Origin of the sequence: Nocardia veterana NBRC 100344 (assembly GCF_000308855.1) — a bacterium.
GTDB classification, from domain to species: Bacteria; Actinomycetota; Actinomycetes; order Mycobacteriales; family Mycobacteriaceae; genus Nocardia; species Nocardia veterana.
This window is the reverse complement of record NZ_BAGM01000206.1, coordinates 37,826-62,732: the sequence shown is the minus strand read 5'-3', so window position 1 is coordinate 62,732 and position 24,907 is coordinate 37,826. Positions and strand designations below refer to the sequence as shown.

The following is a 24,907-nucleotide window of genomic DNA, read 5'->3' as shown; positions in this document are numbered from 1 at the left end:
GGGTTGGTGACCTCTTCTCGGTATAAGTTCATAGTACTATGTTGCCATAGTACTATGCAACCATGAGGGGTGTGACCCCTGTCACTATCGGAGCGCGGCGGGGGACCGGGGGCGGGCCGGACCGTGTTCTGGTGGCGGCCCGCCTCCGGTAGTGGTTACTGCTCGGTGCCCTCGGATTCGCGGATCGCCTCGTCGGCGCTGAGCTCACCCAGCGGCACCCGCTCGATCGGGGCGGCCACGTAGCCCTGCTCGCGCAGAACCTGCAGGTAGTACGCGACCAGGGATTGCGTGCGGGTGCTGTAGTGGCCGCTGGTCGCGGCCTGATCCGCCATCCGCCAGTAGTTCGGCGCTTCGTCTTCCGGGCGGGCCTTCTTCGCCTGCATCCGGCCTTCTATCGCTCCGGCGGCCAGTGCGAACAAGATCACCTGCGCGCGGTTGTCGCTGCCTTTGTCGGCGACCTCCGCGCCGGTACTGGCGAGCTTTCCGGCCGGGTCGATGCCGGTCAGTCCGAGCAGGTCGGCGGCCAGATCGCGCGCGCTGTGCTCGCTGATGATGGTGGCATCGGCCGTGAGCACGTGGGCGGTGAACTTCGCCGCGCCCTTGAACGGCTTTGCGCCGCTGAGCCGTTCGCGCAGCCAGTCGCGCCGCACGATCGTTGCCGCGCGGGCCAACCGGTTGGCCGCGATCACGCGGCGGCGGGCGGCGCGTTCGGCCTGCTTGCGTTCGGCTTCGGCCTTGGCGGCGGCCTCGGCGTCGATCGGCTCGCCGTTGGCGGCGTTGCCACCGCCGAACAGCGATGTCAGACCGGCCCCGGCCAGATCGGTGCAGTAGTACAGCGGTTTCCACGTTGTCACCCACCGCACCTGGCTGGCGTGCATCAGCCCTTCGGCGGGCTCGCGTTCGGGGTCCTCGTCGGTGTCCCAATCGACCGCGTTCTCCTCGACCGGTTCGCCGGTCTCGGCGTGGCGCAACTCCTCGTCGTCATCGAGCTGCACCACCCAGTGCGCGGGGTCGCTCACGTGTTCCTCGGTGGCTTGGGCACCGTCGGCGGTGCGCAGATACCGCATCGGGGTGCAGGTCGAGTACTCCTGATACGGCACCCATTGCTCGCGGACGGTGAATCCGCGCTCGCGGTACTCGGCGGCGGCTCGCGCCCAAGCGGCCTGGGCCTCGCGCTCGCTGCGCACCTGCGCGGCTACGTGCTCGAATTGGCCGCTTTTGGCGGCGTTGACCAGTCGCTCGACGGTGGCGGGATCGTCGCCGCCCAATTCCTCGACCACGGCAATCTGCATCAGATCCAGGTCCGTGGACTCGGCCAGCGTCTGCGCGGCTGTCGAGCGGGCCACCGTGCGCGCGGCGCGCACACGCTCCGGGGCAATGGCGAATCGCTTCGCCACCTCCTCGACCTCGAGCCCCAGTTCCAGCGCCTCGGCGGTGAATTGGGCTTCGGCGGTCGCCGACAGCGGGTTGACGTGCTTGCCGGTGTTGAACTGCCGATCAAGCCGCGCCAGCTCGGCGGCCTTCTCGTCCAGATCGGTTTCGGCGCTGATGATTTCGGCCTTCATCAGCTGCACTTTGGCCTTGCGGGCGGCCTGGACGCGGTGTGCACCGTCGCGCACGTCGTAGCGGCCGTCGCTGCGGGGAATCACCTGCAACGCAATGAAATTGCCGTGCTGCTTGATCGACGGGGCCAGGGCGCGCACCTTCGCCGGGTCGGTCTTGCGATTCTTGGCTATGACCAGCTCCTTGGTCTCGAGCCACACCACCTGCGCGGCCGTGTCTCCGGCCTTCGGCGCGGGCGCGGCGGCCTGCGCCTGTGTGTCGTTGGTCTTCTCGGTCGTTGTCATCCGTCGTGCCTTTCGCGTACGATCCTGGGTTGAAAGGCCCCGGGTAGCTACTACCTACCCGGGGCCTTTTGTGTTGGCTGGGTGGGGGATTCACGCGGGGGCGCTCGCGCCTCCGGCCCTCGCGTGAGGTTCACGCCAGGATCGCCGCTGCCGGGCGTCCGAACAGGTCCACGCCGAGCACCATTTCCAGCGGAACGGACTCGATCACTCCGGCCTCGACGCTGAGGATCTGGAACGGCACCCGGCGCACGGGCGCGCCGATACCAGTGGCCGCCTCGCGAGCGGCCGCGAGTACCTGAGCGATGTCAGCCGGCGCGATCGCGCTGTCGACACCGACCGTGCACCGGAACCCCATCGCCGCCGCCGTGTCGGTCACGTCCACCAGAACCAAACCCATGGCTTTTGCCCTTTCCCTCGGCGGCCCTTCCGCCGATACCTTCATAGTACTACGTCACCATAGTACTATGCAATTCGGAAGGGAGTGACGCGCATCACAATTTGCAGGTCACGCATGGTTTCTCGGCACGGCGGCGATGGTCGAGGCGGGGGACGGGCCGCGCACGTACCGGCGGGCGGCTTCGGCGGCCAGGGCGTCGCGGTGACCGGTCCACAGTTGCAGCGATTCGGGGTCGGCACGGTCGAATGGCAAGCTCCGTGCCCGCTCCGCCGCGCGGTGGGCGCGGTGGTACTCGGCCAGCAAGTCGGCTTCGTCGATGTCCTCGAGGCGTTCGCACCGCGAACGCAGCAACTCCGGCCGGAACTGTGCCCGGATTGCACCGGGCGGGGGCGGTGCGAGCTCTGGTTGCGGCTGCGCGGCGGGCGGGGTGGTGCGCTGCGGGTGGCGGGCCAGCAGGTACGCCGCGAGCGCGACGGCGGCCGCGACAGTAATGGCGAGCGCGAGCGCGCCCGCCTGGCGGGCGCTGCTCGGTCGGGCCGGGATGTGCATCACGCCTCCCACGCGCCGTGGCCGGTCAACTCGCGGGCCTGCATGATGCTGCGCCGCTGGGTCGGGGAAAGCGGGCGGGCTCCCTCGTCGTCGTCGTGAGCGATCTGCGCGACCAACCGCGCCATACTCGCCGGAGCCTGCTCCCAGTCATGCACCGCGTCGGCCAGATAGTCCCAATCGGCACGACCTTCCGGCCCGGACTGCTCGCGCCAGCGCCATTCGATCGCGTCGGCGACCGCCTTCATCGGCTCGTCACCCATGCCGCCGTTGACCCAATGCGCGGCATTGAACCGGTAGGCCAGCGCGAACTGTGCCCGGAAAACCTGCTCGGAATCGCCCGCTGCTCGCCGGGCGTAATACTGCGCGCGCAACTCCTGCGGGTTGTGGCTTACATCGAATTGCCCGGCCAGCTCCGCCAATCGGTCCAACAGCTGCCACTGAGCGCTCCGATGCTCGGCGGCGAACCGCTCGATCAGATCGGCGTCCACATCGTGGATGCGTTGGCGGCGCATCTCGGCGCGGCGCATCGCGTCCGGCAGTGTGGCGATGCGGCGCAGCTCGGCCGTCCACGCCCGGTCCGCGGCCAGGTCTTGCGCACCGTCGAGCACATGGCACACCCACTGTTCATGGCGGTGATAGGCGTGACATTCCAGCACCACCCCCGGCGCCGGCGCTCGCAAAGTCCGGTACCTCTGCGGGCACCGGGTGCTGAAATCGATCTCGCTCATGGTGTCGACTCCTTCCGTCGGCCTTTCTCGCTTACAGTTCCATAGTACTATGACACCGTAGTGCTACACAACGTGATTGTCTGTGATACAGATCACGCCCCGTCCGGCTGGACGGGGCGTGATCGCTGCGGGCTCCGGCACGGTGGGGGCCGGGCGGCTACTACCCGCCCGGCCGATGCCGCTACGCCGTCAGATCCAGCAGTCGGCCTCGCGCACGCAGCGAGACCAGCAGCAACCCACGCGACCGGGCGTAGATCTCCTGGTAGGAGTCGCTGCCGACACTGGCTCGAGCAAGCTGCATCCCCTCGGCGGCCGCCTGCTCGCAATACCGCACGCGTTCGGCCAGGTGCTCAGCTTCGCCGTGTTCGGCACGCGGCTCGGGCAACATGTCGAGCTCGGGCAGGATCGGCGGGGTAGCGTCGCCGTACATCGCCGCGAATGCCGCCTCACGAATACGCGCAGCCTCGACGGCCTCGCCGAACGCGCGCACCATCGGCGTGGACGCATTGCGCCGAATCGCTGTGCGGTGCAACTTTTCCGCCCATTCGACCCCGGCCGCGAGCAACTGCGCGACAGTGTCGCACTCGAGCATGGTCAGCCACTCCGACCGACCAACGGGCCGGTGCCGGTAGCAGTAGGAGAACTCGCCGTCTGCGGTCACCGAGAGTATGTACATGTGCAGCGCACCGGCGCTCTCGGCGTCGTAACCGACCCTCTCCACGGCGACATCGTGATCCTCGTCGGCCGCCCACGCCTCCCACGACGTGATCGTGAGCTCGCGGCCCTGCTCGGCCATGTCCATAACCCATTTGCCGTGCATAGGCACCTGGTATTGCGGCGACCCCCACGCCAGGTGGTAGTTGACGGTCTTGCCGCCGACGCTGAGCGTGGTGATGGAGCGTTCGCCCATGAGAGCCTCCTGATTTGGATTCCGACGGCCTCTCCGTCGGTACTCTAATAGTACTACGTCACCATAGTACTATGCAAGTGTTGGCCGCTTTTCCGATGCCCGGGTTCTCTCGCCGGCGAGCGGGGCCGCGCTTGGGGGTGGGCATACGCAAGCGGGCCGGGTAGCTACTACCTACCCGGCCCGCTTGGTGATCGGTTAGCCGTTGGTCTTTAGATTGCGCATTCCCTCGGCGAGAATCCACAACGCCCGGTTCAGCTTCACATTCTGATCAATGCCTTTGACCTCGCGGGTTTTGGTGCGGCGGCCGGTCCGGGTGCTGCTGGGCAATCCGCCCCGGATGACGTTCTCCTGTACCCGGTTGAACGTTGACCAGAGATCCGACGGCCGGTCCTCGATCCGGCGCGGCCGCAGCAACTGCCGCGCGGCGATCGGCGCGGGCTTGCCGTCTTCGGGCTCGTACCGCAGTGCGAGCGCGGCATCGGCGAAAACCTGCTGCTCGGCCTCGTCGAGCGGCACCGCCTTCATGCCGTCCCGCTGGTTCTCGACAAGCTCGAACTGGTCGAGAACCTGATACGCCCCCTCGATGACATCCTCGACCGCCCGGCCCGAGTGACGGATTCGGATGTCTTCGATGGTTTCCCCGCAGACCATGCCGTTGGCGCAGACGAAGCGGAACATTCCCGCGAGCATCTGATAGCTCGAACTGCCGTCATGGGAGTTCAGCAACACGACCTCGTTGGCCTCCTCGGCGGCAATCGTGTTCGCGTGCCGCAAGCGAATCATGTGCTTGGTGAATGCGCGGCGGCCCTCGTCCCGGACGCGGGTCTGCGCGACCGCGAACGGCCGGAATCCCTCCTTTTCGAGCCCTCGCAGCACCTCGATTGTCGGGATGTGGGTGTAGCGCTCGCTGCGAGTCTCGTGCGCCTCGTCGGCGAAGATCGACGGCGCGACCGCGCGCATCTTGTCTTCGCTCAAGGGCTCGTCGGTCGAGCGGATCGCGACGGGGTTGCTGAACTTCGATGCCAGAGCCACAGTGCCTCCTTGGTAGCGCCTCGGGGCCTTTCCCCTCGGCCTACTTATATAGTACTACGTTACCATAGTACTATGCAAGTCTTTTCGGGCCTTGACCAGCACTTTTCTCGGCGACCTGGAGCGGCGCACATGTCCCGACCGAACGACTTGCCTTCCTCCTCGCCTGCTTCATCGGCGTGCGCAGCGCCCCGCCGGCAGTGGAGGATGCGGCGGAATCGGCCGCCGACCCTGCGGCCAGCAAAAGAGTCACCGTCGTCGAAGCTGCCTCTCTGGATCCGGGCGTAGCGCCTGGTGCGACACCGGCGCGCATCCACGCCCCGGACCTGCCCTGACGCCGAGAGACACGCAGCGTGCCCGTGAGGGCAAGGCTGGGGCCTCGGCATCCATACGGCTTGCGCGGGCTGAGAGTATCCACGTGGATATCTTCTCGTCGCCCCCTCGCGGTCCGGTGCGGATGGAAAGGACAGGGTCTGCACCGGACCGCGAGAGCCCGCGGGCTAGGAGTCAGCGTCGGCGGCGACTCGCTGTCCGGCCTCGTTGCCGGGCGCCCGGGAGAGGGGGCCGGAGCCCCCGGGCCCGCTCAGCCGAGCAGGGTCTTGGCGATGCCGCATTCGTGGCAGATTCCGTGGTCGCAGTACTCGCATTCGAGGACGGTCTGGGCGTAGCAGCCTTCGCCGCTGTTGCAGATCGGGCAATCCTGGGGAACGGATGGCCAGTCGATGCCGGGGATGACGGCGCGCTCGAGCGTGAGCGGCTGGCCGTAGACGGTGACCGTGGTGGGTTCCCAGCGGCCGTCACCGAAGCGGGCGAGGCTGGCCGGTGCGGGGGCGGGGTTGGTGGTCATGGTGGAGTGTCCTTTCCGTGTTCTGGAATCTGGGCTTGCCCAGATCGCGGCGGGCGGCCGGTGTGCTGGGGTGGGCGGATGTCCATCACGCAGTGACGCGGTAGCGCCCTTGAACATCGGCTGTTCGCTGCGGTATGCCGTCGGCAGATTCCGGGATGCGAGAAGGGCACAGCACGATGCGCCGACTCCGCTCCCGCACCGGCCAGATTCGGGCCTGAAGGTGCTCGGGCGCCGGGAGCCCGCCGGGGCCGTCCACGGCCAGCCGCTCACGCTCGAACGGGAGGGGACCGGCATCGACTGGCCATCCGTTCCCCAGGATTGCCCGGCGGCGGCAGCGGCGAAGCGGCTACGCGCGGCCCGTTCTCGAATGTGTTTGCGGGACTGCGGAATTGCCTGGTGCGCGGCTACTGTCGGCCCATATCGGTGCGGGCGCGGTGGTGCTGGAGGTGGTAGGTCGCCGAGTGTTTGGCGGCGGCCGCGACGACGGCTCGCGGAGCACGGCGAGCCCATCGGTCGATGGCCATCCGTGCCAGTGTGCCCATCGGCAACCGGCGAGGCACAGTGGGCGTGAGCTGCTGGTCAGCGAGCGTGCCGAGCATGAGCTGAGACCGCTCCTCGGCCTGGTACCGGCCTGGAAACCGGCGCCTGGCCGCGGCGCGGGCATCGTCGATGGCGGTGCTGTGGGCGGCGCGGGCATCGATGAGCAGACTCTCGGCCGGACCGGCGTAGAGCTCGGGCAGATAGAAGGTCACGTGCGTGTCGCCGGGGAAGCGGTCGGCGCGGCCGTCACGCTGCGCTGTACGGATCCGGGCCGCGTACTGGGCCACCTCCGTAGGTGTGGGTGGGGCGGCATCGAGTAGATCGATGACCGCGGCTGCGAGGCAGTCCGAACTCGAGGCGGGTGGCCGTCCGTCGTCTGTGAGGTAGGTGCGCCGGCGGGGGCGGTGGAGTTCGCCACGCCACGCGTTGACCGTCTTGGCTTGGCTGGCTGTCAACTTGCCCGTGGAATACTGGCGTGCTCCGCTGATTTCGGCCGTCCTGGCGGCGCCCTGGCCTCCGGGGGTTTCGGCGGCTTTATCGCCGCTCGCGTCCGGATCGGCAGTCGTATCCACGTGGATACGTTACCCAGCGAGGCAGGGGTGTTCGAACGAGATTTGTTGCGCTGCGCCGTTCTACGCCGTTCCCACCACTCGATCGGCACGGATCTCGAAGTCACCGCCGGTGTCTTCCGGCACCACGGTGTAGCCGTCGGGGCCGCCGTGCTCGTCCCACCAGTCGACGCGCAGGACGTAGACGATCCGGTCGTCGTCGAGCTGTACTCGTGTGCCGGGGGCGTAGCCGCCGGCGGTGTGCACCAGGACGGCGTCGAGGGTGTCGCAGGTTCCGTAGTAGGGCAGCCCTTCGGCCCTCGGCCACTCGTCGAAGGTATAGACCGGGGTCAGTGCGCGGTGATACCAGCCGGTGAGGGCGCGGCGGGCTTGCCACCCCGGCCCGGTCTGCGCGTCCAGGGCTTCGACGTGGGCCTGTAGCTGCTGCTGCCACACGCTCGCCGGACTCTGGGCCAGGACGCAGCGCACCGCGCGGTCCAGCGGAGCGAACGCGGCGTCGATGGCATCGAAGTCGGCGGCCGCCACGGCATCGTCGGGCACGGTCGGCGCCAGCTCGGGCCGGGCGGTGAGCACCATGTCGTAGAGCAGGCTCAGCAGCTGGTCGCGGCCGCGCGGGGTGTCGTTGAAGACCAGACGGCCGCGAACAACGCGCCTGCGGAAGCGATTCCACAGGTATATGCCGCGGGTGCCGGGATCGGCAGCCCGGCGGGCGTGCCATTGCGGTGAGCCAGCGAGGACCTGCGGGGCGGCAGTCGAGCGGGCCTCGTGCAGGGCGGTGGTGTATTTCCGGCCGTCCCGGGCGGCGGCGCGGGCCTTCTTGGCGGCGGTGGACTGATGTTTGGGCATGACGTGCTCTTCCTCCGGCCGGTCCCACACCCCGCCGGCGATGTGCACGGCGCGTGGACAGTCCTGAATTTCGCGGGCCCCGAAAGACCTTGGCCGTCGTCGACTCCGCGGTGTGGGCGCGGGTCTGGGCGGGCGGCGTACGCGACTTGCCGACCGCACCACTGTAGCCGCAGGGACCGACAGCTATGTCCCGTGCGAAAAGGTCTGCGCGGGTGGGCGCAGCCCGGAGTTAGCGTTTGCGGCCGACTCCGGCGTAGAAACTCACGCGCTCGTCGGCACCGGCGGTTGCTTTGAGGGTGTCGGTCGGCCAGCGGTGTGGGGGCACGAGTCCAGGCGCGACCAGTTCGAACCCTGTCGCGGTGAAGAATTCGGTGATCTCGTCGCGCGAGCGGACTTGCGGGTCCAGGCCACTTTCACGGTAGATCCGCACCGCTTCGGCAACGGTATCGGGCGCGAAGTCGCCGGTGGCCTGGCTGATCACCAACCAGGATCCGGGCGCCAGGGCCGCAGCGATCGTCTGCAGCGCCTCCAGTGGTCGCCGGGAATCGGGCAGGAAGTGCAGCAGCGCGACCAAGCTGAGTGCGACCGGTTGAGCGAGGTCGAGCGTGGCGCTCAGCTCAGGGGATTGGAGGATGGCCTCGGCGTCGCAGGCGTCGGCGGCCACGAACGCGGTCCGGCCTTCGGGTGTGCCCTGCATGAGAGCGCGGGCGTGGGTGAGGACCAGGGGGTCGTTGTCGACATAAACCACCCGTGCCGCAGGGTCGACGGCCTGAGCGGTCTGGTGCAGATTGGGCTCGGTCGGGATGCCAGTACCGATATCGAGAAACTGGCTTATCCCTTGGCGGGCAAGGTATTCCACGGCGCGGTTCATGAAGTCGCGGTTGGCTCGTGCCATCTCCGGCGCGGTCGGAAACACCTTGAGTACGCGCGCGGCCGCCGCACGGTCGGCCTCGTAGTTGTCGTGGCCGCCCAGATAGAAGTCGTACATGCGAGCACTGTGCGCCTGGTCGGTCCGCAACTCGTCCACCATGACTCCCGACTGCCTTTCACCACCGGTTACACGCTCGATCGAACACTAGTCCTGCCCAATGACTTTCGCTGCGCGCGCGGGTGCTGATGTCATTCCGTGGCGCTCAGCGTGTTCGGAGCAGACCAGTCCGGCGGCGGTGTCGCGCCAGCCTCGGCGTGCGAGCCACCAGTAGACCAGTTCGGGCAGCTGGGCGCCGGGCGCGGCGGCGTCGATAGCGAGCTGCCCGCCGAGAATGGGGCCGTTGTCGCAGTGCGGATCGGCGCAGGTAATCGGGAACCGTTGCGAGGGTTGGCATTCGGTGCAGTGGTGGGCGACGATCATGCCGCCGGGGTTGTCGTCGGAGGGGTCCGGTTCGAGCCAGCTGATCTGCAGATCCTGGTGCTGGGCGAGGCGGCCGCCGCGGTGGCCGGGATCGTGGCCGCAGGACGGGCATGGCGCGGGTTCGTCCCACCGGTTCTCGCGCCGGCGGCCGCGCTGGAGGGCGGCCAGGGCCCGCGCGGCGCGGTTGTCCTCGGTGGGAACGAGCGGGCTGGTCTCGCCGGTGGGCGGGGTCGTGGTTTCGGGACTCGCCAGCGCTGCGGGTGCGATCGCGGCGGCGGCCGCAACGGTCTGCAGTGCGGGGGGATTCGTGTCGGTTCGGGTTTCGGTGGTCGCCGGTGCTGATACGGGGGTGGTGCGTCGGGCGCGGGGGCGTTTTCCGACGGTGCTCTTGTCCAGGTGGCCGTAGAGGGTGGTGCGGCCGACGCCGAAGATCTTGGCGATCTGGTCGAGCGACTTCTCGCCCTCGTCATAGAGCTGCTGGGCGTGGGCGATCTGTTCGGGTGTGAGTTTGGCGGGGCGTCCGCCCTTGCGGCCTCGGGCACGGGCGGCGGCGAGTCCGGCGCGGGTTCCGGTGCTGATGGTGCGGCGGTGCAGGCCGTCGAGCCGGGCCAGCAGGTCGAGCTGGGCGCGGCCCGCGACGGTGGTGGTGTCGATGCCGTCGTCGAGCACGCGCAGATCGGCCCCGGCGGCGGCCAGTCCGGCGCCGAGAGCGACCAGCGGCTGCACGCCGGGCGCGAGCCGGTCCAGCGCGGTGACGGTAACGGTCGTCCCCGCGCCGGCGGAAGCGCGCACACGGTCGAGCGCCGGACGGGGAGCGGTCCGATCTAGGGCGGTCACGGTGTCGACGTGAATATCGGCGGTGTCGACCCCTGCGGCGCGCAGAGCCGCGATCTGCGGGCCCGGATCCTCGTCCGGCGCCACGGACACATACCCGATCAGCATGTGTCGAGTATATGCAACTGACCGTTTTCTGAACATAGATTTCCGACATTGCCCAGGTTTTCGACAGTCGGCGTCTGACCTCCGATAAGTGGGCATTATCGGCTGCTGTAGCGGCGGGCCACGGCGGAGCGGCTGTTGCGTGTCGGACTGTCGAAATTCGCACCGTTTACCGACGTTAGCGCAAATGTATTTACGTCCTTGCATGCCGCGAGGGAGGTAAGTACATTTACCCCTTGTGAACGATGGAGCAAGCGAGCCGGATGGTTGGCTGATCGATGCAATCGCCGGATTACGGTCGTCGGCCCGGAGCGCGCTGCGCCGCCACGCTCATGGTGCGCGGGGACCAGGGCCGTTTCTCGCCGAATTGGGCGCGCTCGAAGCGAAACTGCGGCCAGCCGTCGACGGCATGATGGCCGATTGTGCGGCGCTGGCACTGGCGCATGGTGCCACCTTCGAAGATCTCGGTACGGCGGTAGGGATCACCCGGCAAGCTGCGAGCCATCGGTGGGGCCATCTCCGCGGCGAACGGATTGTGGTGGTGATATCTCGGCGCGACCGTAGTCATCCTGCGCCGGAACATGATTCGCGGGCGCGAGTCGGCGAGGTCGGCGGATCCGGCCAGTACGACGCGGATCGCGGATGGTGGCCGATCGGCGCCGATGTGCGCGCGGCGGCCGCACATGCCGTCATCGCCGTCGACGGCGAGGTCCGCCGGGTCTACGCGATCGACACCGGCGGCTGGGACAGCGACGGACGAAAGTGGCGATTCCGCGCCGTAGACGACCGTCCGCTGCCAGCCCAGGAGATCGACAGACTCCACACCGCAGGTGACTTGCCGTATCGCCTCGGCGACCCTTGCCCGACGAAAGCGGGCGGCGCGTACCGGCCTGAGCGCTTCTGACTACTGAGCGATAATGGTAAGAGGGAGAGGAAGTTACGAATGGACAATCTCGATGCGGCGGCCGCCGTCGCGCTGCTCGTGTCCGCGGGCATCTGGTCCTGGCTCAGTATCCGTGCCGATGAGCTCGCCCGATCCATCGCCGTTGGACTCTTTGGAACTCTCGTCACTGGAGGGATCGCCGCGCTGATGTGGAGCTCAGGTCATACTGCCTACCTGCTGACCGCCAGCGTGATCACGGCAGTCCAGCTGGCCAACCTCGCGATCCTCGGTGTCGCCGCGAGACGTTAGGCCGGACGACTTGCCACGGTGACCGCCAAATGGCCTGCGGCGTAGGAGCACTCGTCGAGCGTGACTTGGGATGACGGGTCTCAGCCGAGTAGCTCCCCGGTCGGAATGCCTGACAGTAGACGAAGGGCGCGCATCTTCTGATGCGCGCCCTTCGTGCCCTTCCACCGGCTCGAGCAAGATCCGGGAGCTGATGATCGGGCCAGATGTCCGTTCAGTTGTTGCCGATGCTGCCCTGAGGATCGCTCAGTAGCCGTCCCCGCCGTTCGGCAGCTGCCCGCTGGAGTCGACATTGTTGGGGTCGTACGGGGTTGTGACGCCAGGCTGGATCGCGGGGGCCGGGACCGAATGTCCTTCCAGGTACGGCGGCCGCTCACCGTAGCCGTCCCAGGCTCCGGATTCCGGGTCCACGCCGGTGTGGACCCCACCTGTAGTGACTGCTGCGTTGGCCGCGCCAGCGCCGAGCGCGGCGATCGCGAGACCGAAAGTAGCTGCTGCTACGGCCTTTTTCAGTGTCATTGGTGCTGCTCCTTCGTGTCCGCGGCGGCGCCGGGTGCGCGCGCCGGCGGCGCGTGGATACGCGCCCTGCTGCCGAGGCCCCGGGCAAGGACAAGATGCAGGGGTGTTGACTGTCCCGCCCGGGAGTCGAAATCAGTTGTTGGGGAAGGGGATACTGCCCTGCGGGTCTACAGTCGGGTTCGTCACGCCGGGCTGGACCGGAGTCGACTGCCACTGACCGCTGTTTCGATCCCACGTCCAGTTGCCCGAGTTGTCCGGTGGCGCCGGAACCGAGCAGCCCGCCATCGGATCGTCACCACATCCGGCATGCAATCCGCTACCGGCGCCGATCGCGGCGTTGGCCGCGCCGGCGCCGAGGGCGGCAATCGCCAGGCCGAAAGTAGCTGCTGCTACGGCCTTTTTCAGTGTCATCGGTGCTCCTTCGTGTCGCGGCGGCGCCGTATGCGCGCGCCGTATCTCCAGCGGCCACCAGTGGTGGTTGCTGTGGATTACGTGGAGTGGAAACCCGAGCATTTCCCCCCGGCGGTCTCTGTAATTATCGGACGTTAGCAGACGGCGTAGCGCTGAACAATGATTGTGAACTAGCCAATAGGCTGGAACCCAGCTCGTTCGTGGTGCGTCCCAAGTTATCGATCCCTTGGAAAGTGGCATTTGGACGGCCCGGTTAGACTGCGGTTCATACCGGCATGCAAGTCGTTTCTGTGCTTATTTGTCGGGGGATTTAGCAGTTGCGGTTCCATGCTGCCGAGTGGTGTGGACAGACTTTCGAAGGGGATCCATGAAGCACGTGAAAACGGTGATGACTGGCGCTGCGCTGGCAGCGGCGGCGTGTGTCGGCCTGCCGAGCGTGGCACAGGCGGAGGTCATCACGTTGGCGCCGCACGAGCGGACCATCACCACCGAGGACGGCTGGAACGTCAAGATCCGGCTCGAGGATGAGTCGTGGAACAAGGTTCCGACCACCAACATGACGGGGACCAGTCGCGAAGGGTACGGCTCGCTGCGCGCCGTGGTGGAGATCTCGGGCAAGGGGGACACGCCGTTGAAGGGCGCGCAGGTCTCGGTCGGGTACGTGATGGGCTGCTTTGCCACGCTGAACAGCGTGAATCCCGGCATCCAGCTGAATGTGGGTCCGAACATCGGTTTCAATGTCGGGCCGTTGGATCCGGGCCTCCGCGCCGGCGTGGGGGCGTTCGTGCAGCCGTCGGTGAACGCGTCGATCTCGCCCGGTCAGATCCAGACCGTGCCGGTGAGCTCGAAGAACGCCGAGAAGACTAAGACGGTCGTGCAGGTGCGTGAAGCCCACATGAGCATGGACGGCTGCTTGGGGCCGCTGCAGGTGCGGGCGTACGCGAGTGTCGGGATCGATACCAAAGAGGTCAAGGACGGCACGGTTGTCTATGGCGACACGTTCCCCATCTGAGCTGCGGAGATAGCACCATGAGCAGACGTCACCCCAGCAAGTATCTGCGTCGCGCGGGCCTTGTCGCGGCCACCGCGGCTGTCGTCGTCTCCGGGGGGCTGAGCATCGCGTCCGGTGCGGCGGCCCCGGAGCGCGACCCCGGCCCCGAGATCGGGAATCTCCCGACAGTGGCGCCGGACAGAAACGGCAGCTCGGACTCCGGCAAGACCGACCCCGGGCATAGCGGGCCCGGTCCCACCGTGCAGCCAACCGGCGGCGGTAAACCGACCCCTCCGCCACCAGGCGACGGCGGCCGCACACAGCCCTGGGTACCGCATGTGCTGGTGCCCACCATCAGCTCCGCTGTGCCGACTACGACAACTCCTCGGCCACGGCAGAGGAGTGTTCTTCCGGGAATTGCAACCGATCCCGGCGGGTCGCAAGTTCCGGATGCACCGTGGTCCCCGTAGCGGGAATCAAAGGGTCGAATTAGAACAGTTTTCGAGTCCGCCGAGAGTCACGATTCTCGGCGGACTCGTCGTTTATTCGACATTTCTTGCTGGCGAAATAACGGATTGTTGTTACAGCACAAAATTCGCCCGCGACATGGCATTATGTTCTACCTGCGAAAATAAGCTCCAACGACCACGCATTGCGGTTGCGAATAGTTTGCTAACGGGTCCTTGTTGCTGAGGGAGTCTCGCCACTGTGGTGATGGGATACTGACGCGGTGCGTGGAAGCAAGGCGGGGGTGGGCCCCGCACATTCAATGCAGCGAGCCACATGGCGAGTTGCGGGGGTTTCGGCGGTGGTCGGAATGGCTGCGCTGTCAGCTCTGATCGGCGCACCGGCGGCGGGTGCGTCCGGTCCACCGGCGATCGATCCGGGGCAGCTGCCCGCGGCGGCCGCTCCGGCGCCGCCGTTCCCAGTCGAGCCTGCCAATGCGTGCATCAACACGTTCACGGTGCCGTCGCCCGCTCATCCGCCTGCGCAGGCGTTCCTCGATGTTGAGGCCGCGTGGCGATGGAGTCGGGGCGCCGGCCAGACGGTCGCGGTGATCGATACCGGCGTCGCCCGGCACCCGCGGCTACCTCAGCTGGTCGGCGGAGGTGACTACGTCGCGACATCCGATGGCACCGAGGATTGCGATTCGCATGGCACGGTCGTGGCCGGATTGATCGGCGCGCAACCCTCGTCGGCGGACGGCTTCGCCGGGATGGCGCCGGACGCGCGGATCATCTCGATCCGCCAGAGCTCGGAGATCTACCGCCCCAAGGGAACTCAGCCCAATCCCAACGACCCGAAGAACGGCGGCGGTGTCGGCACCACCACCACGTTGGCTCAGGCGGTGCGCACAGCAGCTGACAGCGGAGCCACCGTCATCAACATTTCCGAGGTGGCGTGCGGGCCGGGTGGCACCGTAGCCGATTTGGCGCTCGGTGCTGCGGTCCAGTACGCGGTGCAGGTGAAGGACGTGGTGATCGTGGCGGCCGCTGGCAACAACGACAACCCGGCCTGTAAAGCCGGAAACGCGGATATCGACCCTCTGCATCCAGCCGCAGATCCGTGGGACGGCCTGCGTACGGCCGTGACCCCCGCTTGGTATGACTCCTACGTTCTGGCTGTCGGTGCTACGGATCTGAACGGACAGCCGTCGAAGTTCACGGTCCCCGGACCGTGGGTGGGAGTGGCCGCGCCGGGTGAGGAGATCGTGTCTCTGGATCCGCACTCGGCGGGGTTGATCAACGCCACTCAGCCGCCCAACGGCCAGCGAAACGCGTTGGCAGGTACGTCATTCGCGGCTCCGTACGTCGCTGGGCTGGCCGCGCTCGTACGGTCCCGGTACCCACAGCTGAGCGCGACAGAGGTCATCAAGCGGATCGAGGCGACGGCCCACAGACCGCCCGAGGGGTGGAATGAATGGGTGGGGTTCGGCAGTATCGATCCGATGGCCGCGCTGACCCATGAGGTGCCACCAGACCTGGCATTGGAGAAGAAGCCGACCGCACTCGCGCCCGCGGCGCGGGCGCTGCCGGTGCCGCAATCAGCGCCGGAGCCTGATCACACCTCTCGCAACGTCGCACTGATCGGATCTGGCATCGTGGGTGTCCTTTTGGTCTTGGGGGTTCTGGCCTCCTTCCCATTGCGGCATGCGCTGCGACGGGATGACGAGTGATGGGCGACATCGGGCCGATTCGCCGCCGCATCGAAGTGGTCCCGGCCACCCGGCCGGTGCTTCCCGTGCCTGCCGAGCCGGATCGCTCGCCGGCTGATCCTGAGCCGATCCGGCGTGAGCCGGAACCCGCGCGATGACCGAGCCAGTCGTAGGGCTCTACGCGCTGCGGACCTTCCGGGTGGAATCGGTGTCCGGGCGGCTGCTCCCGGTCACTACCTACACCGCGGCGCGTGGGAACAGCGCGTGGGACGGGGGCGTGTGCGTGGCCGAATGCGTCGAGCCGACCTCCAATCCGCATCGGCCACCTTCTGAGCAATGCGGCTGCGGCATATACGGTTTCGGGGACCTGCAGACCTTGCACAGTGAATACCGCCGCCAAGCGCACGCGATTGTCGCGGTGATCGCGCTTGAGGGCACGGTCCTCGAGGGTGAGCGCGGATACCGGGCGGAAGCGGCGCGGATCGTGGCGTTGTGGGCCGACAGCACGATTCTCGGCACCGAGCTGGTCGCCCGCATCCGCGGCAACCTGCCTGACGTCGCGTACTTCGACGACGTCGAGGAGTTGATCGCCGCGCATCCTGGCCTACGCCATACCCCTGCCCCTCGGTCCGCCGGCGACATGAGCGGTGCCCCCCGAGCGGGACGCAGTCGCGGACTGCTCGTCGGCCGGTGGCCGGTGCAGCGGGCCCAGGCGGTGGCCGTCGGCCGATGGTGGATCCGAGTCGGAATGTGGGTCTCGGTGTTGGGCTGGCACGGGTTCGTCGGCGCCGATGCGCTGCTGGGGCTGGGGCGGCTCGCTGATGCCCTGATCGAGGTTGGGCGATCGGCGACGGCGGCCGCGCTCACCCTTGGAGCTCCAGACGAGATGTGGTGGGGCCTGCTGCCGCTAGCTGTGGTCGCCGGGCTCTACATCATCGCGCCGACACGAATGCTTGCGCGGCGCTTCACGTATCCGGCGGCGGTAGCTGCTCGGGTCACCTCGGCGTCGTCGATCGTTGCGGCGTTGCTCGGTCATCCCTCGCTCGCTGGTTCGCCGGTGGTGTGGCTGACTGCGGTCACCGTCTCGGTTCTCATTGTGATCGTCCGATCAGAGCCGAAACGGAACGTTCTGGGTAGCACGCAGATTCGGCGCAGCACGCTCGGCTGAGCCGTTCGCGTCCGGCGAGAGACGTTGTTTCCGGCCGTGGGCCGGGCCCGGCGCGATGGCGCCGGGCCCTGATGGGTCAGGCCGCGGACGTTCGCGGGGCGCGGGTGATCGCGACGGTCTGGGTGGTGAGGTCGACGCGGATGCTGTCGGCCCGCAGCTCAAGCGTCGCACGGGCGGTGCCCTCCCGATCGGTCCATGCGTCGGCCGTCAGGCGGCCGCCAGAGACGGTGACCAGGGCGCCTCGGGCCAGGGAGTCGACGGCGTGTTCGGCGAGGGTGCTCCATGCGGTGACGCGGATCGCGGTGGTGTGGGCGTCGACCCATTCCTGCCGGTCTTCGTCGTATCGGCGTGCATTGGCCATCACCGTGAACGAGGTGACGGGGACTCCGTTGTTGGTGACGCGGAGTTCGGGGGTTTCGGCGAGGTGGCCGGTGATTTCGACAGCGACGCTGGTCATGGTGTGCTCCTGTGGATTGGTGAGCCGTTGGCCCTGATTGGTCCCGTCTCCGGGTTGGTCACGACTTCGCAGGCCTCGACGGGCGGTGCGGTGCCAGGCTCGGCGCGCCGCGCCGACACGCCTCGGCCTGGCGGTGACCGGTCGTCGGGGTCATCGTGGGGTTGGGGCCTACACGGAGTTCGGGGTGAGCAGGGGCGCCGGGCGAAATCCATAGGCGCACAACAAGAGAAACTGCGCTGAGATCCTGGCCCCTGTCCGGTCGGTTGCTCGGCCTCACCCACGCGGCCGCTGGGCTCCTGCTTCACGGTGATAGCCGACAGTGCGCTGTGTGACGGAGAGTTAGGGGCGGGGTGCACCCTACCAGCGGGAACCGTGCCATAGTAGAACGCATGTTCGAGTCGAATCCGGGGCGCAGTGCGGGTGCCCGGCTCGATCCGGCCCTGGCGGCGATGCCGATGGGACGGCGCCTGGACGAGCTGCGGCGCCGGATGGCCGCTATCCCAGGCAAGGTCGGGGCCGACGCGCCGGCGACGATCGCCGCACACGACCTTCTGCCGATTCCAGGTCCACTCGGCGAGTTACTTCCCTCTGGCGGCCTAATGCTGGGCACAGTCGTGGCGTGCCCGCGTGGAGCGATTACCTCCGCGATCCTGGCGGCCGCTACCAACTCCGGGCACCAAACAGCCATCGTGGGCGAGCAGTTCGACCGGCGGCGGCCGAGCTTGATCGACATATGGGAGATGGGCGGGACGATCGAGCGGGTGGCGCTGGTCGACGCGTCCGGAGCCGATCCGGCCGAGATTGTCTCGGTACTGGTCGACGGCGTGCCGGTGGTAGTGCTGGCGATCCCTGGCCTGCGACTGACACCGAGTCAGGTGGAGACGCTGCGAGCCCGGGTGCGCGGCAAGCGAGGGCTGTTGGTGGTCACGGAGGGGTCGTGGGCCCGTCAGCCGCACATGACGATCGGCTGCCGCCTGCGAGGCGTTGGCGGGATCGGCCGGGGCGTGGGGCGGGTCAGTCGGATCGAAATGGACGTCGATGTCACCTCCGGTCAGTACGTACGGAGCGGGCGATTGGTGTTGGCGGCCAGCAAGGACGGGCGTAGCCGGTGGATTCCCGCGCCTACGCCGGCGGGTCTCTTGCGTCTAGCGCACACCGGGTGATCGAAGTGGAGAAGGATCGGGAGCCGCAGATGATGCGGTGGTTGCCAGCTCCGCGGCCGGTGCTGGTGGATCCGCGGGCCGTCTTCGTGTTGCCTCGTCGGTGGCCCGCTCCTGGCGAGACAGCGTTGGGGGTGCTGTCGGGCGCAGTGGATCCGATGCTGAGCGAAAGATGGGTTCCGGCTCTCCTGCACCGATGGTTGCGGACCAATTTGGGCGGCCTCTGGATGGGTGAGGTGGAGATCGTCCTGCAGAGCCGCAACCGGATGCTGCGGGTGCCGATTCGGCAGTGGATAAACCAATCTGCCATCCGGCTACCTGACGACTCTGACTAAGGCACTCGAGATTGTGCGTTCGGGTCGCTATCGTGGAGTCGAATGGCCTGCACGCGTGGGGTTTTCGGGTTCGGGGAGGCGCAATGAGTTTTCAGACGTGGGTGCGGCTGGCTGGCCGCCGGCTGCCCTATGCAGAGCTGCGGGCTGAGCCTGATCGTTTCTCCGGACTCTTGTCACGGGCCTGGGCCGACAAGGACGCCGAGTGCCTGTGCCGGACTCCTGCGTTGCCGTTGGTGACGCGCTGCCGGTCCGGCCACTATTCGCTCGCTGTGTGGCCCCACGGCGGCCCTCGACATAATCCGATGTGCGCGTTCTTCAAGGTGGACGGCGAGCTGAGCGGCCAGAAGCCGTACACCGGAGCAGCGATCCGCGAAGGCGATGACGGCGGCGTGGCGATCAGTTTTGCGGGCCCGCTCGCTGCGAGCACGCGGTCGGATGCGCTGTCGCGTGAGCCGGTCGACCGCTCGGTTTACCCGGGAATCGGGCGCTCCCGGATCGGCCTGCTGGGCATTTTGCACTGGCTGTGGGAGGAATCCAGGCTCACTACCTGGCATCCGACCGTGCGCGACCGATCGTGGGCCGACGTGGTCCAGGCGCTGCGCAGTCAGGCCGACACATGCACGATCAATTCCCAGCCAGGCTCCGACGTCCTGTACGTCGTACCACCCTGGAGCCGTGGCAGCCTTCCGGCCTTCGATCGTTTTCTCAGCAACCTCGATGGACGCTCCGCGCTGCGGCGAGGCTTCGTCGTCGGCGAGCTCGCGCATCGCCACGAAGCAGAGTTCGGGTACCGGTATGAGCTCGTGGACCAGCGGGCGCGGCAGGTGATGGTCCGAAAAACTCTGCACGAGAGGCTGAACCGCTCCTATCGGCATGCGGTGTCGCGAGCGGCAACCGAGGCCGGCGGCCGTCGAGTTCTGCTGGCCTACGTCGAGCGTTCCCGCACGGGTTACGCGGTGGCGGTCGACGCGGCGATCATGTTGACCAGTCAGCAGTGGATCCCGGCCGATTCGTCGTATGAGGTGCTCGCCGCCGATGCCCTGGTCCGTGCAGGCCGGGCCTTCTTCAAACCATGCCGCTACGACGGCGATGCGGTCTTCCCGGACTATGTCTTCCTCGACCAGCCGCAATCGTTCATGGAGGTCTGGGGTCGGGAAGACGATGCTGAGTACCGCCGCAGGAAGCTGGAGAAGTTGCGGCACTACCGCGAATCGGGTGCGCGCCTTTTGGAGTGGAGTGCGCCGGGCCCGATGCCGTCGCTGGCGCTGGCTGGGTGACCCAGCTCGGCGATCGACTCGCCGTACGGGCGGCTCACCACCTGGGCGTCAGGCTGCGTGGACGTACGCGCGCAGCGTTTGGCGTTCCTCTTCTGCCTCTCGCGAACCTGGAAAGTGTTGTGCCAAAAGCCCATCCAACTGGTTTAGGCGCTTCCTGACCCAACTGAAATGGTGCTCGATCGGCTGTTCGAGCACCGGCGAAACAGCGGCCAGACTGGCGTCCAAATCGCCGACCCGAGCATTGGCCATCGCCAAATAGATGGTGGTCAGCATCTCGTCGCCCGGCGACCGCTGGACCCGCCAAGCCTGCAGAGCCTCCTCTGAAGCCTTAATGGAGCGATTCAAAGTCTTCAGGTCATCGGCCCACATCAGCGAAAAACCGTGGTAGTACACCTGTTTGGCCGGGGTGAAAGTGAATAGGCCCGCGATCTCGTCGCTGTTGGCGCCTTGTGCCCGAGCGCGGTCTGCCTGCTTCAGCAATTCGAGCGCCCGCTCGCTTTGACCGAGATTCGCTACCGAAGCGGCGAGGCCGCACAGGAGCCGCGGTTCGGTGGTACCAGTCGACTTACCGACATAGGTCAGACCGTCCTCAGCTGCGGCGGCCGCCAGCTCGAAGTCCTTCGTGAAACGGTGGGCGAGTGCCTGTGTGCCACGTGACCACGCGCGCAGCTGATCGTGGCCGGCGCGCTCGCCGAGCTGAAACGCTGCTTGGGCGTGGACCTTGGCATGATCAGCCTGACCGAGGTCGAGAGTCAGATAGGCCAGGACGCCACAAACACGGCCCAGCGCTACGTAGAGATCGCGAATCGCGTTCGGGCTGTATGCGCCCACCTGTAGCCGCCGCGTGAGCTCAGCACGCAAGCCGAGGGCGCGCTCCAGCGTTAGGTCGTAGGACTCAAGCCTTGCCTTGGTCGCGATATCTACGATTCGCTGTTCAATTTCATCGAGTGAAGCACCGTCCGGAGCTAACAGCAGTTGTTCCGACCCGCGCCGGGCATCTTCAAGCAGTCGCATGGTGTCCGCCGCTTCTGCGCGTTCAGCCTGGTCAGCGTCCCAAGCGGCGACCAGTTCACCGCCCGCATCCAACGCCAGATCCGCTTCTTCGACCCAGCCACGATTGCCGGGCCACCGGCGGCCTTTCTCGACGCTCGTGATGTAGGAACGATCGCAGAACAGGACCGCCGCCAGCTCGCGTTGGCTCATCGGCTGGGCGAGGCGGAATCGGCGAAGTGCTTGCCCGATTCGGTTCGCGTTCATATTCGGCAATCGTGCAGTCGACGGGGTCATCTCTCATCATCCCAGGTGGTGACAGATCACGGATTCGCGTTTTGTCACCACCGTAGTCCTACGGACACGAGCAGGTCAGTGGTGAGCTGAATTCACCGCGCGGCCAGGGAAATTCCCGCTTCGCCGAACGGGTCGAAAACCACGATCAGGAGGCAGAGTGCCAACCATCGACATGGAGCGGGATGTGACGCACGGCGACTGCGATGCGGACCTCAATGGGTTCAGCAGTCTGGCCTCAGCCTCGGCCGTCATGAGGTCACACGCTTCCCACGGGCCGTTTTGCATGCCGTATCTGGCAGCGCATGCCTACGTATCCGCTGGGGTTGAGGACTGATACCGGTCGCGAGGGCGATGGGAGACGAACGGTGCAGATGCATCTGGTTGTCGAGTTCCCGGCACTGCCGCCATTGCATTTTCGCGCCGACGCGGGGGCCGCCCGTGCATTCCGTGCGGAAATGGCGCGCTGGCACCGACATGTGTCGGTCCGCCTGGACGACGCCGTGCTTCCGACCATGAGGCCTTTGCCCTGTCATCGATTGTTCGAGAAGACGTGATGCCCACTGTGACCACAACCGACGAGGACGAGTTGCCTCAACGCGTCGCGCGACCGGTTCCCGCCCCTTTCAGACCGATCTGGACCGAAAGGGACGCCGAGCTTATGCGCAGGGTCGCTCACGGCCTAACCAAACTCCAGCTGTGCGGCCAGGTACACAACCCCGAAATTCTTTGTCCTATATGCCAATTGGAACAGGAGTAAGTTCATGCACACCGTGATTACGGGTGGCGCCGGCCTGATCGGCAGTCACCTCGCGGCCCGGCTGCTCGACGACGGCCACCGCGTAACCGTGATCGACAATCTGAGCACCGGCCACAGAGCAAACCTCGATGAGGTCGAGCAGCATCCAGCATTCACGTTTCGTGACGCCGACATCACCGATCGCCGGGCCTTTGCCCGGCTGGACGAAGTGAGCGGGATCGTGCATCTCGCCTGCCCAGCCGCACCTGCGATGTATCAGCAGCGGCCGATAGAAACCCTGTGGGCCGGATCCGCTGGAACACTCAATGCGCTGGAAGCTGCGGCCGCTCATGGTGCGCGGATAGTGCTCGCCTCATCCAGCGACGTGTACGGCGACACCCCGATACATCCTCAACTTGAGACCTGTCTGGGCGCTGTCGACCCACTAGGCCCGCGCTCGGCGTACCAAGTGGCGAAGGTCTTCACCGAGGCTGCTGCATTCGCATATCACCGCGGCGAGGGCGCCTTGGTGGGCGTGATTCGACCGTTCAACGTCTACGGGCCACACATGTGGCACAGCGACAGCCGGGCAGTCCCGGCCTTCTGTGCGGCCGCGTTGGCGGGGCGAACCTTGACCCTGCACGGCGGCGCTCAAACCCGCAGCCTGCTGTACGTCTCCGACGCCGTGGACGCGATATCCGCCATGCTCGACTCGCAGGAGTTCGGCCCGATCAATATCGGTGCTACAGAGGAGGTCAGCGTCAAAGAGCTGGCGATGATGATCATCGCTGCAGCTGGCTCAGGGCAGCTCGATATCGCCGAGGCTCGTGAGCAGGAGGCGCCGGCTCGATGCCCGGACCTGAGCCGGGCTCGCGAGCTACTGGATTGGGCCCCCCGTGTCTCGCTGGCCGAAGGGATCGCACTCACGATCGGATGGATGCGGGAGCACCGCAACGGGCATGAGGTGGCCAAAGCATGAGCCAGGTCCGGTTCATCCTGCCTGCGAACTGGGCGACCCTCACCGGCAGGGACATGTCGAATATCTGGTGCCCCGAGGTGGCCACCCTCGGTGAAGCGCTACGGTGGCTGACCGTCGAATATCCGGCCGTCGCCGAACGGGTACTCACCGCCGATGGGACAATCCCGCGGTTCGCAACGGTGGCTCTCGACGATGAGCGTGTCGTGTCCGCCGACGGAATCGATATCCCGCTGACCAAGCCGCATCACGAGGTCTGTGTACTGTCGGCCTTCATGGGCGGGTGAGCATGTCCCACAAGACCGATGGCATGGTCTGGATTCCGCCGGGGCGCGCCGAAATCGGCTCACCGGAGACGCACTTAGCGTTTCTCGAGGAACTGCAGCACTACTCTCGGAAGTGGTTCGAGGATGAGGCTCCCCAGCACAAAGTGATGATGGACGGATACTGGATCGATCAGCATCCGGTCACCAATGCGCAGTTCGCCGAGTTCGCCGACGAGACTGGATGGGTCACCACTGCGGAGCGACTCGGCGCTGGCCTCGTCTATGGGCCGGACTATTGGGAACCGATCCCCGGCATATCGTGGCGCCGTCCGCATCCGGATCTGAGTGCAGTCGACGATCGTCCCAACCATCCGGTCGTGCACGTCTCCCACGACGACGCCACGGCTTACGCCACGTGGGCGGGTAAACGTCTGCCGACCGAGGACGAGTGGGAGTACGCGGCTCACGGCCCGAGCTGGCGAGCTTGGCCGTGGGGGTCGATGTGGTCACGCTCGGCGGCCAACAGCGCTGAGTACTGGGCTGGCTTCGCGATGCGCGACCTCGACGACTGGAAGCGCTGGTACGCCGGTCATTGGCGTTACAACGGGCCTGCGCCGGCCACTACGCCTGTGGGATCATTCGCCGAATTCGTATCTCCGTTTGGTGTGCACGACATGGCAGGAAATGTCACCGAATGGACGTCGAGTAAGTACCGTCTCTACGGATTCGGAACCTACGACGATGGGTTCGGCGCGGCCGCTCGCCTCGGTTTCCGCGTCGCCCGCGGCGGGTCTTGGAAGATGATGCGGTTGCAGACCCGCACAAGCGAACGTATCTGTGGCACACCGGAGTACGAAGCTTTCGACCTCGGATTCCGGTGCGCCGCCACCTTGGCCGCGCCCCACCCACTCTCCACGACCGGGCGTTCATCCATCACCATTGAGGAGAAGTTGCATGGCGATCACCGCTGAAGGTTCGAACATCATCATCCGCAACTCCGCCGACCAGATACTGCTGTTCTTGCGCGACGACAAGCCGGACATTCCTTGTCCTGGCATGTGGGCCCTCCTCGGCGGGTACCGGGAACCGGGGGAAACTCCGCTCGAAAATGTAATCCGTGAGATCTCCGAGGAAATCGGGGTGGAGTTGGATCCCGCGACCGTCGAACACCACTGCACTCGCGAGAGGCATTGGGGACTTCTCGAGCACACCTTCAAGACTCAGATGGATCTCGATCTTGATTCCGTCACACTGACGGAAGGTCAGCGCCTCGGGTGGTTTACGGAGGCCGATGTCGCTGCCATCGTTCTCGGGTTCGAAGAGAACGAAATGCTGGCCGCATACTTCCAACAGACCCGAGGACAGCAACAACCTGTCGCATAGTGCAAGCAGTTGGCGGGAGCGGGGAGCCGGGATGCGCCGCCGCCC

At 66.7% G+C, this 24,907-nt stretch carries 28 protein-coding genes; 13 read left to right on the top strand and 15 right to left on the bottom strand.

Translation table 11 applies throughout. From position 1 onward, the window contains the following. Window positions 1-155: 155 nt before the first annotated feature. From ON37_RS29130 to ON37_RS32615, 11 genes are all read right to left on the bottom strand, one after another. Window positions 156-1,847 (bottom strand): ParB/RepB/Spo0J family partition protein, encoded by a 1,692-nt coding sequence (locus ON37_RS29130; protein WP_040724036.1) that lies wholly within the window; start codon window positions 1,845-1,847, stop codon window positions 156-158. A 130-nt stretch (window positions 1,848-1,977) separates the two neighbouring features. Next, window positions 1,978-2,244: a hypothetical protein gene (locus tag ON37_RS29125; protein ID WP_040724033.1), complete on the bottom strand. Its 267-nt coding sequence runs from the start codon at window positions 2,242-2,244 to the stop codon at window positions 1,978-1,980. A gap of 108 nt (window positions 2,245-2,352) precedes the next feature. Next, complete coding sequence (locus ON37_RS29120; protein ID WP_040724032.1) at window positions 2,353-2,793, bottom strand: hypothetical protein; 441 nt, start codon at window positions 2,791-2,793, stop codon at window positions 2,353-2,355. After that, complete coding sequence (locus ON37_RS29115; protein ID WP_157171693.1) at window positions 2,793-3,521, bottom strand: hypothetical protein; 729 nt, start codon at window positions 3,519-3,521, stop codon at window positions 2,793-2,795. The genes ON37_RS29120 and ON37_RS29115 overlap by 1 nt, the downstream gene beginning before the upstream one ends. A gap of 181 nt (window positions 3,522-3,702) precedes the next feature. Then, window positions 3,703-4,431: a hypothetical protein gene (locus ON37_RS29110; protein ID WP_040724030.1), complete on the bottom strand. Its 729-nt coding sequence runs from the start codon at window positions 4,429-4,431 to the stop codon at window positions 3,703-3,705. Between the two features lie 195 nt (window positions 4,432-4,626). Beyond that, complete coding sequence (locus tag ON37_RS29105) at window positions 4,627-5,463, bottom strand: DUF932 domain-containing protein (RefSeq protein ID WP_040724028.1); 837 nt, start codon at window positions 5,461-5,463, stop codon at window positions 4,627-4,629. 580 nt (window positions 5,464-6,043) lie between these two features. Then, window positions 6,044-6,307, bottom strand: coding sequence for a hypothetical protein (locus ON37_RS29100; protein ID WP_040724027.1), 264 nt, complete (start codon window positions 6,305-6,307; stop codon window positions 6,044-6,046). 404 nt (window positions 6,308-6,711) lie between these two features. Beyond that, on the bottom strand, window positions 6,712-7,419 hold the full coding sequence (locus ON37_RS29095) for a hypothetical protein (RefSeq protein ID WP_040724026.1): 708 nt from the start codon (window positions 7,417-7,419) through the stop codon (window positions 6,712-6,714). A gap of 60 nt (window positions 7,420-7,479) precedes the next feature. Continuing rightward, window positions 7,480-8,262 carry a hypothetical protein gene (locus ON37_RS29090; protein ID WP_157171692.1) on the bottom strand — a complete coding sequence of 261 codons (783 nt, stop codon included), beginning with the start codon at window positions 8,260-8,262 and terminating at the stop codon, window positions 7,480-7,482. Window positions 8,263-8,491: 229 nt separating this feature from the next. Then, window positions 8,492-9,292, bottom strand: coding sequence for an SAM-dependent methyltransferase (locus tag ON37_RS29085; protein ID WP_040724024.1), 801 nt, complete (start codon window positions 9,290-9,292; stop codon window positions 8,492-8,494). 45 nt (window positions 9,293-9,337) lie between these two features. Continuing rightward, window positions 9,338-10,555: a recombinase family protein gene (locus ON37_RS32615; RefSeq protein ID WP_085997416.1), complete on the bottom strand. Its 1,218-nt coding sequence runs from the start codon at window positions 10,553-10,555 to the stop codon at window positions 9,338-9,340. A gap of 364 nt (window positions 10,556-10,919) precedes the next feature. Here ON37_RS32615 and ON37_RS33370 point away from each other — a divergent pair, with 364 nt between their 5' ends. Together ON37_RS33370 and ON37_RS29070 are read left to right on the top strand one after the other, a co-directional pair. Beyond that, complete coding sequence (locus tag ON37_RS33370) at window positions 10,920-11,456, top strand: hypothetical protein (RefSeq protein WP_168441323.1); 537 nt, start codon at window positions 10,920-10,922, stop codon at window positions 11,454-11,456. A gap of 39 nt (window positions 11,457-11,495) precedes the next feature. Further along, window positions 11,496-11,744 carry a hypothetical protein gene (locus ON37_RS29070; protein WP_040724020.1) on the top strand — a complete coding sequence of 83 codons (249 nt, stop codon included), beginning with the start codon at window positions 11,496-11,498 and terminating at the stop codon, window positions 11,742-11,744. Between the two features lie 243 nt (window positions 11,745-11,987). Here ON37_RS29070 and ON37_RS33365 read toward each other — a convergent pair whose 3' ends face one another. Both ON37_RS33365 and ON37_RS33360 read right to left on the bottom strand, forming a co-directional pair. Further along, complete coding sequence (locus ON37_RS33365) at window positions 11,988-12,260, bottom strand: hypothetical protein (RefSeq protein ID WP_157171690.1); 273 nt, start codon at window positions 12,258-12,260, stop codon at window positions 11,988-11,990. Window positions 12,261-12,392: 132 nt separating this feature from the next. Further along, entirely contained in the window at window positions 12,393-12,671 is a 279-nt protein-coding gene (locus ON37_RS33360) for a hypothetical protein (protein ID WP_157171689.1), read from the bottom strand. 367 nt (window positions 12,672-13,038) lie between these two features. Here ON37_RS33360 and ON37_RS29065 point away from each other — a divergent pair, with 367 nt between their 5' ends. The 3 genes from ON37_RS29065 (at window position 13,039) to ON37_RS29055 (ending at window position 16,985) form a co-directional block, all read left to right on the top strand. Beyond that, window positions 13,039-13,683 carry an MspA family porin gene (locus ON37_RS29065; protein WP_040724019.1) on the top strand — a complete coding sequence of 215 codons (645 nt, stop codon included), beginning with the start codon at window positions 13,039-13,041 and terminating at the stop codon, window positions 13,681-13,683. Between the two features lie 796 nt (window positions 13,684-14,479). Then, complete coding sequence (gene mycP / locus ON37_RS29060; RefSeq protein ID WP_245553563.1) at window positions 14,480-15,838, top strand: type VII secretion-associated serine protease mycosin; 1,359 nt, start codon at window positions 14,480-14,482, stop codon at window positions 15,836-15,838. A gap of 187 nt (window positions 15,839-16,025) precedes the next feature. Then, window positions 16,026-16,985 carry a hypothetical protein gene (locus tag ON37_RS29055; protein WP_169332996.1) on the top strand — a complete coding sequence of 320 codons (960 nt, stop codon included), beginning with the start codon at window positions 16,026-16,028 and terminating at the stop codon, window positions 16,983-16,985. Window positions 16,986-17,061: 76 nt separating this feature from the next. Here ON37_RS29055 and ON37_RS29050 read toward each other — a convergent pair whose 3' ends face one another. Further along, window positions 17,062-17,442: a single-stranded DNA-binding protein gene (locus ON37_RS29050; RefSeq protein ID WP_051032274.1), complete on the bottom strand. Its 381-nt coding sequence runs from the start codon at window positions 17,440-17,442 to the stop codon at window positions 17,062-17,064. Window positions 17,443-17,831: 389 nt separating this feature from the next. Between ON37_RS29050 and imuA' the strand changes: the two genes are divergently transcribed. The 3 genes from imuA' (at window position 17,832) to ON37_RS29035 (ending at window position 20,214) form a co-directional block, all read left to right on the top strand. Then, complete coding sequence (imuA', locus tag ON37_RS29045) at window positions 17,832-18,605, top strand: DnaE2-dependent mutagenesis accessory factor ImuA' (RefSeq protein WP_157171688.1); 774 nt, start codon at window positions 17,832-17,834, stop codon at window positions 18,603-18,605. Beyond that, entirely contained in the window at window positions 18,602-18,937 is a 336-nt protein-coding gene (locus tag ON37_RS29040; RefSeq protein WP_157171687.1) for a hypothetical protein, read from the top strand. Before imuA' ends, ON37_RS29040 begins: the two co-directional genes overlap by 4 nt. Before the next feature lie 83 nt (window positions 18,938-19,020). Beyond that, complete coding sequence (locus tag ON37_RS29035) at window positions 19,021-20,214, top strand: DUF1173 family protein (protein WP_083893375.1); 1,194 nt, start codon at window positions 19,021-19,023, stop codon at window positions 20,212-20,214. A gap of 48 nt (window positions 20,215-20,262) precedes the next feature. Here ON37_RS29035 and ON37_RS29030 read toward each other — a convergent pair whose 3' ends face one another. Beyond that, window positions 20,263-21,501: a helix-turn-helix transcriptional regulator gene (locus ON37_RS29030; RefSeq protein WP_083893374.1), complete on the bottom strand. Its 1,239-nt coding sequence runs from the start codon at window positions 21,499-21,501 to the stop codon at window positions 20,263-20,265. A 365-nt stretch (window positions 21,502-21,866) separates the two neighbouring features. On the opposite strand from ON37_RS29030, the gene ON37_RS29025 reads away from it, so the two are divergent. The 5 genes from ON37_RS29025 to ON37_RS29000 all read left to right on the top strand — a co-directional run bounded on the left by ON37_RS29025 (window position 21,867) and on the right by ON37_RS29000 (window position 24,862). After that, window positions 21,867-22,055, top strand: coding sequence for a hypothetical protein (locus ON37_RS29025; RefSeq protein WP_040724009.1), 189 nt, complete (start codon window positions 21,867-21,869; stop codon window positions 22,053-22,055). Window positions 22,056-22,262: 207 nt separating this feature from the next. Further along, complete coding sequence (locus ON37_RS29015) at window positions 22,263-23,216, top strand: NAD-dependent epimerase/dehydratase family protein (protein WP_040724007.1); 954 nt, start codon at window positions 22,263-22,265, stop codon at window positions 23,214-23,216. After that, window positions 23,213-23,500 carry a ubiquitin family protein gene (locus tag ON37_RS29010; protein WP_040724005.1) on the top strand — a complete coding sequence of 96 codons (288 nt, stop codon included), beginning with the start codon at window positions 23,213-23,215 and terminating at the stop codon, window positions 23,498-23,500. Before ON37_RS29015 ends, ON37_RS29010 begins: the two co-directional genes overlap by 4 nt. Window positions 23,501-23,502: 2 nt before the next feature. Further along, entirely contained in the window at window positions 23,503-24,450 is a 948-nt protein-coding gene (locus tag ON37_RS29005) for a formylglycine-generating enzyme family protein (RefSeq protein ID WP_083893373.1), read from the top strand. Continuing rightward, a complete protein-coding gene (locus ON37_RS29000) occupies window positions 24,434-24,862 on the top strand; it encodes an NUDIX hydrolase (protein WP_040724004.1) in 429 nt (142 codons plus the stop codon). The genes ON37_RS29005 and ON37_RS29000 overlap by 17 nt, the downstream gene beginning before the upstream one ends. The last annotated feature ends 45 nt before the right edge of the window (window positions 24,863-24,907 follow it).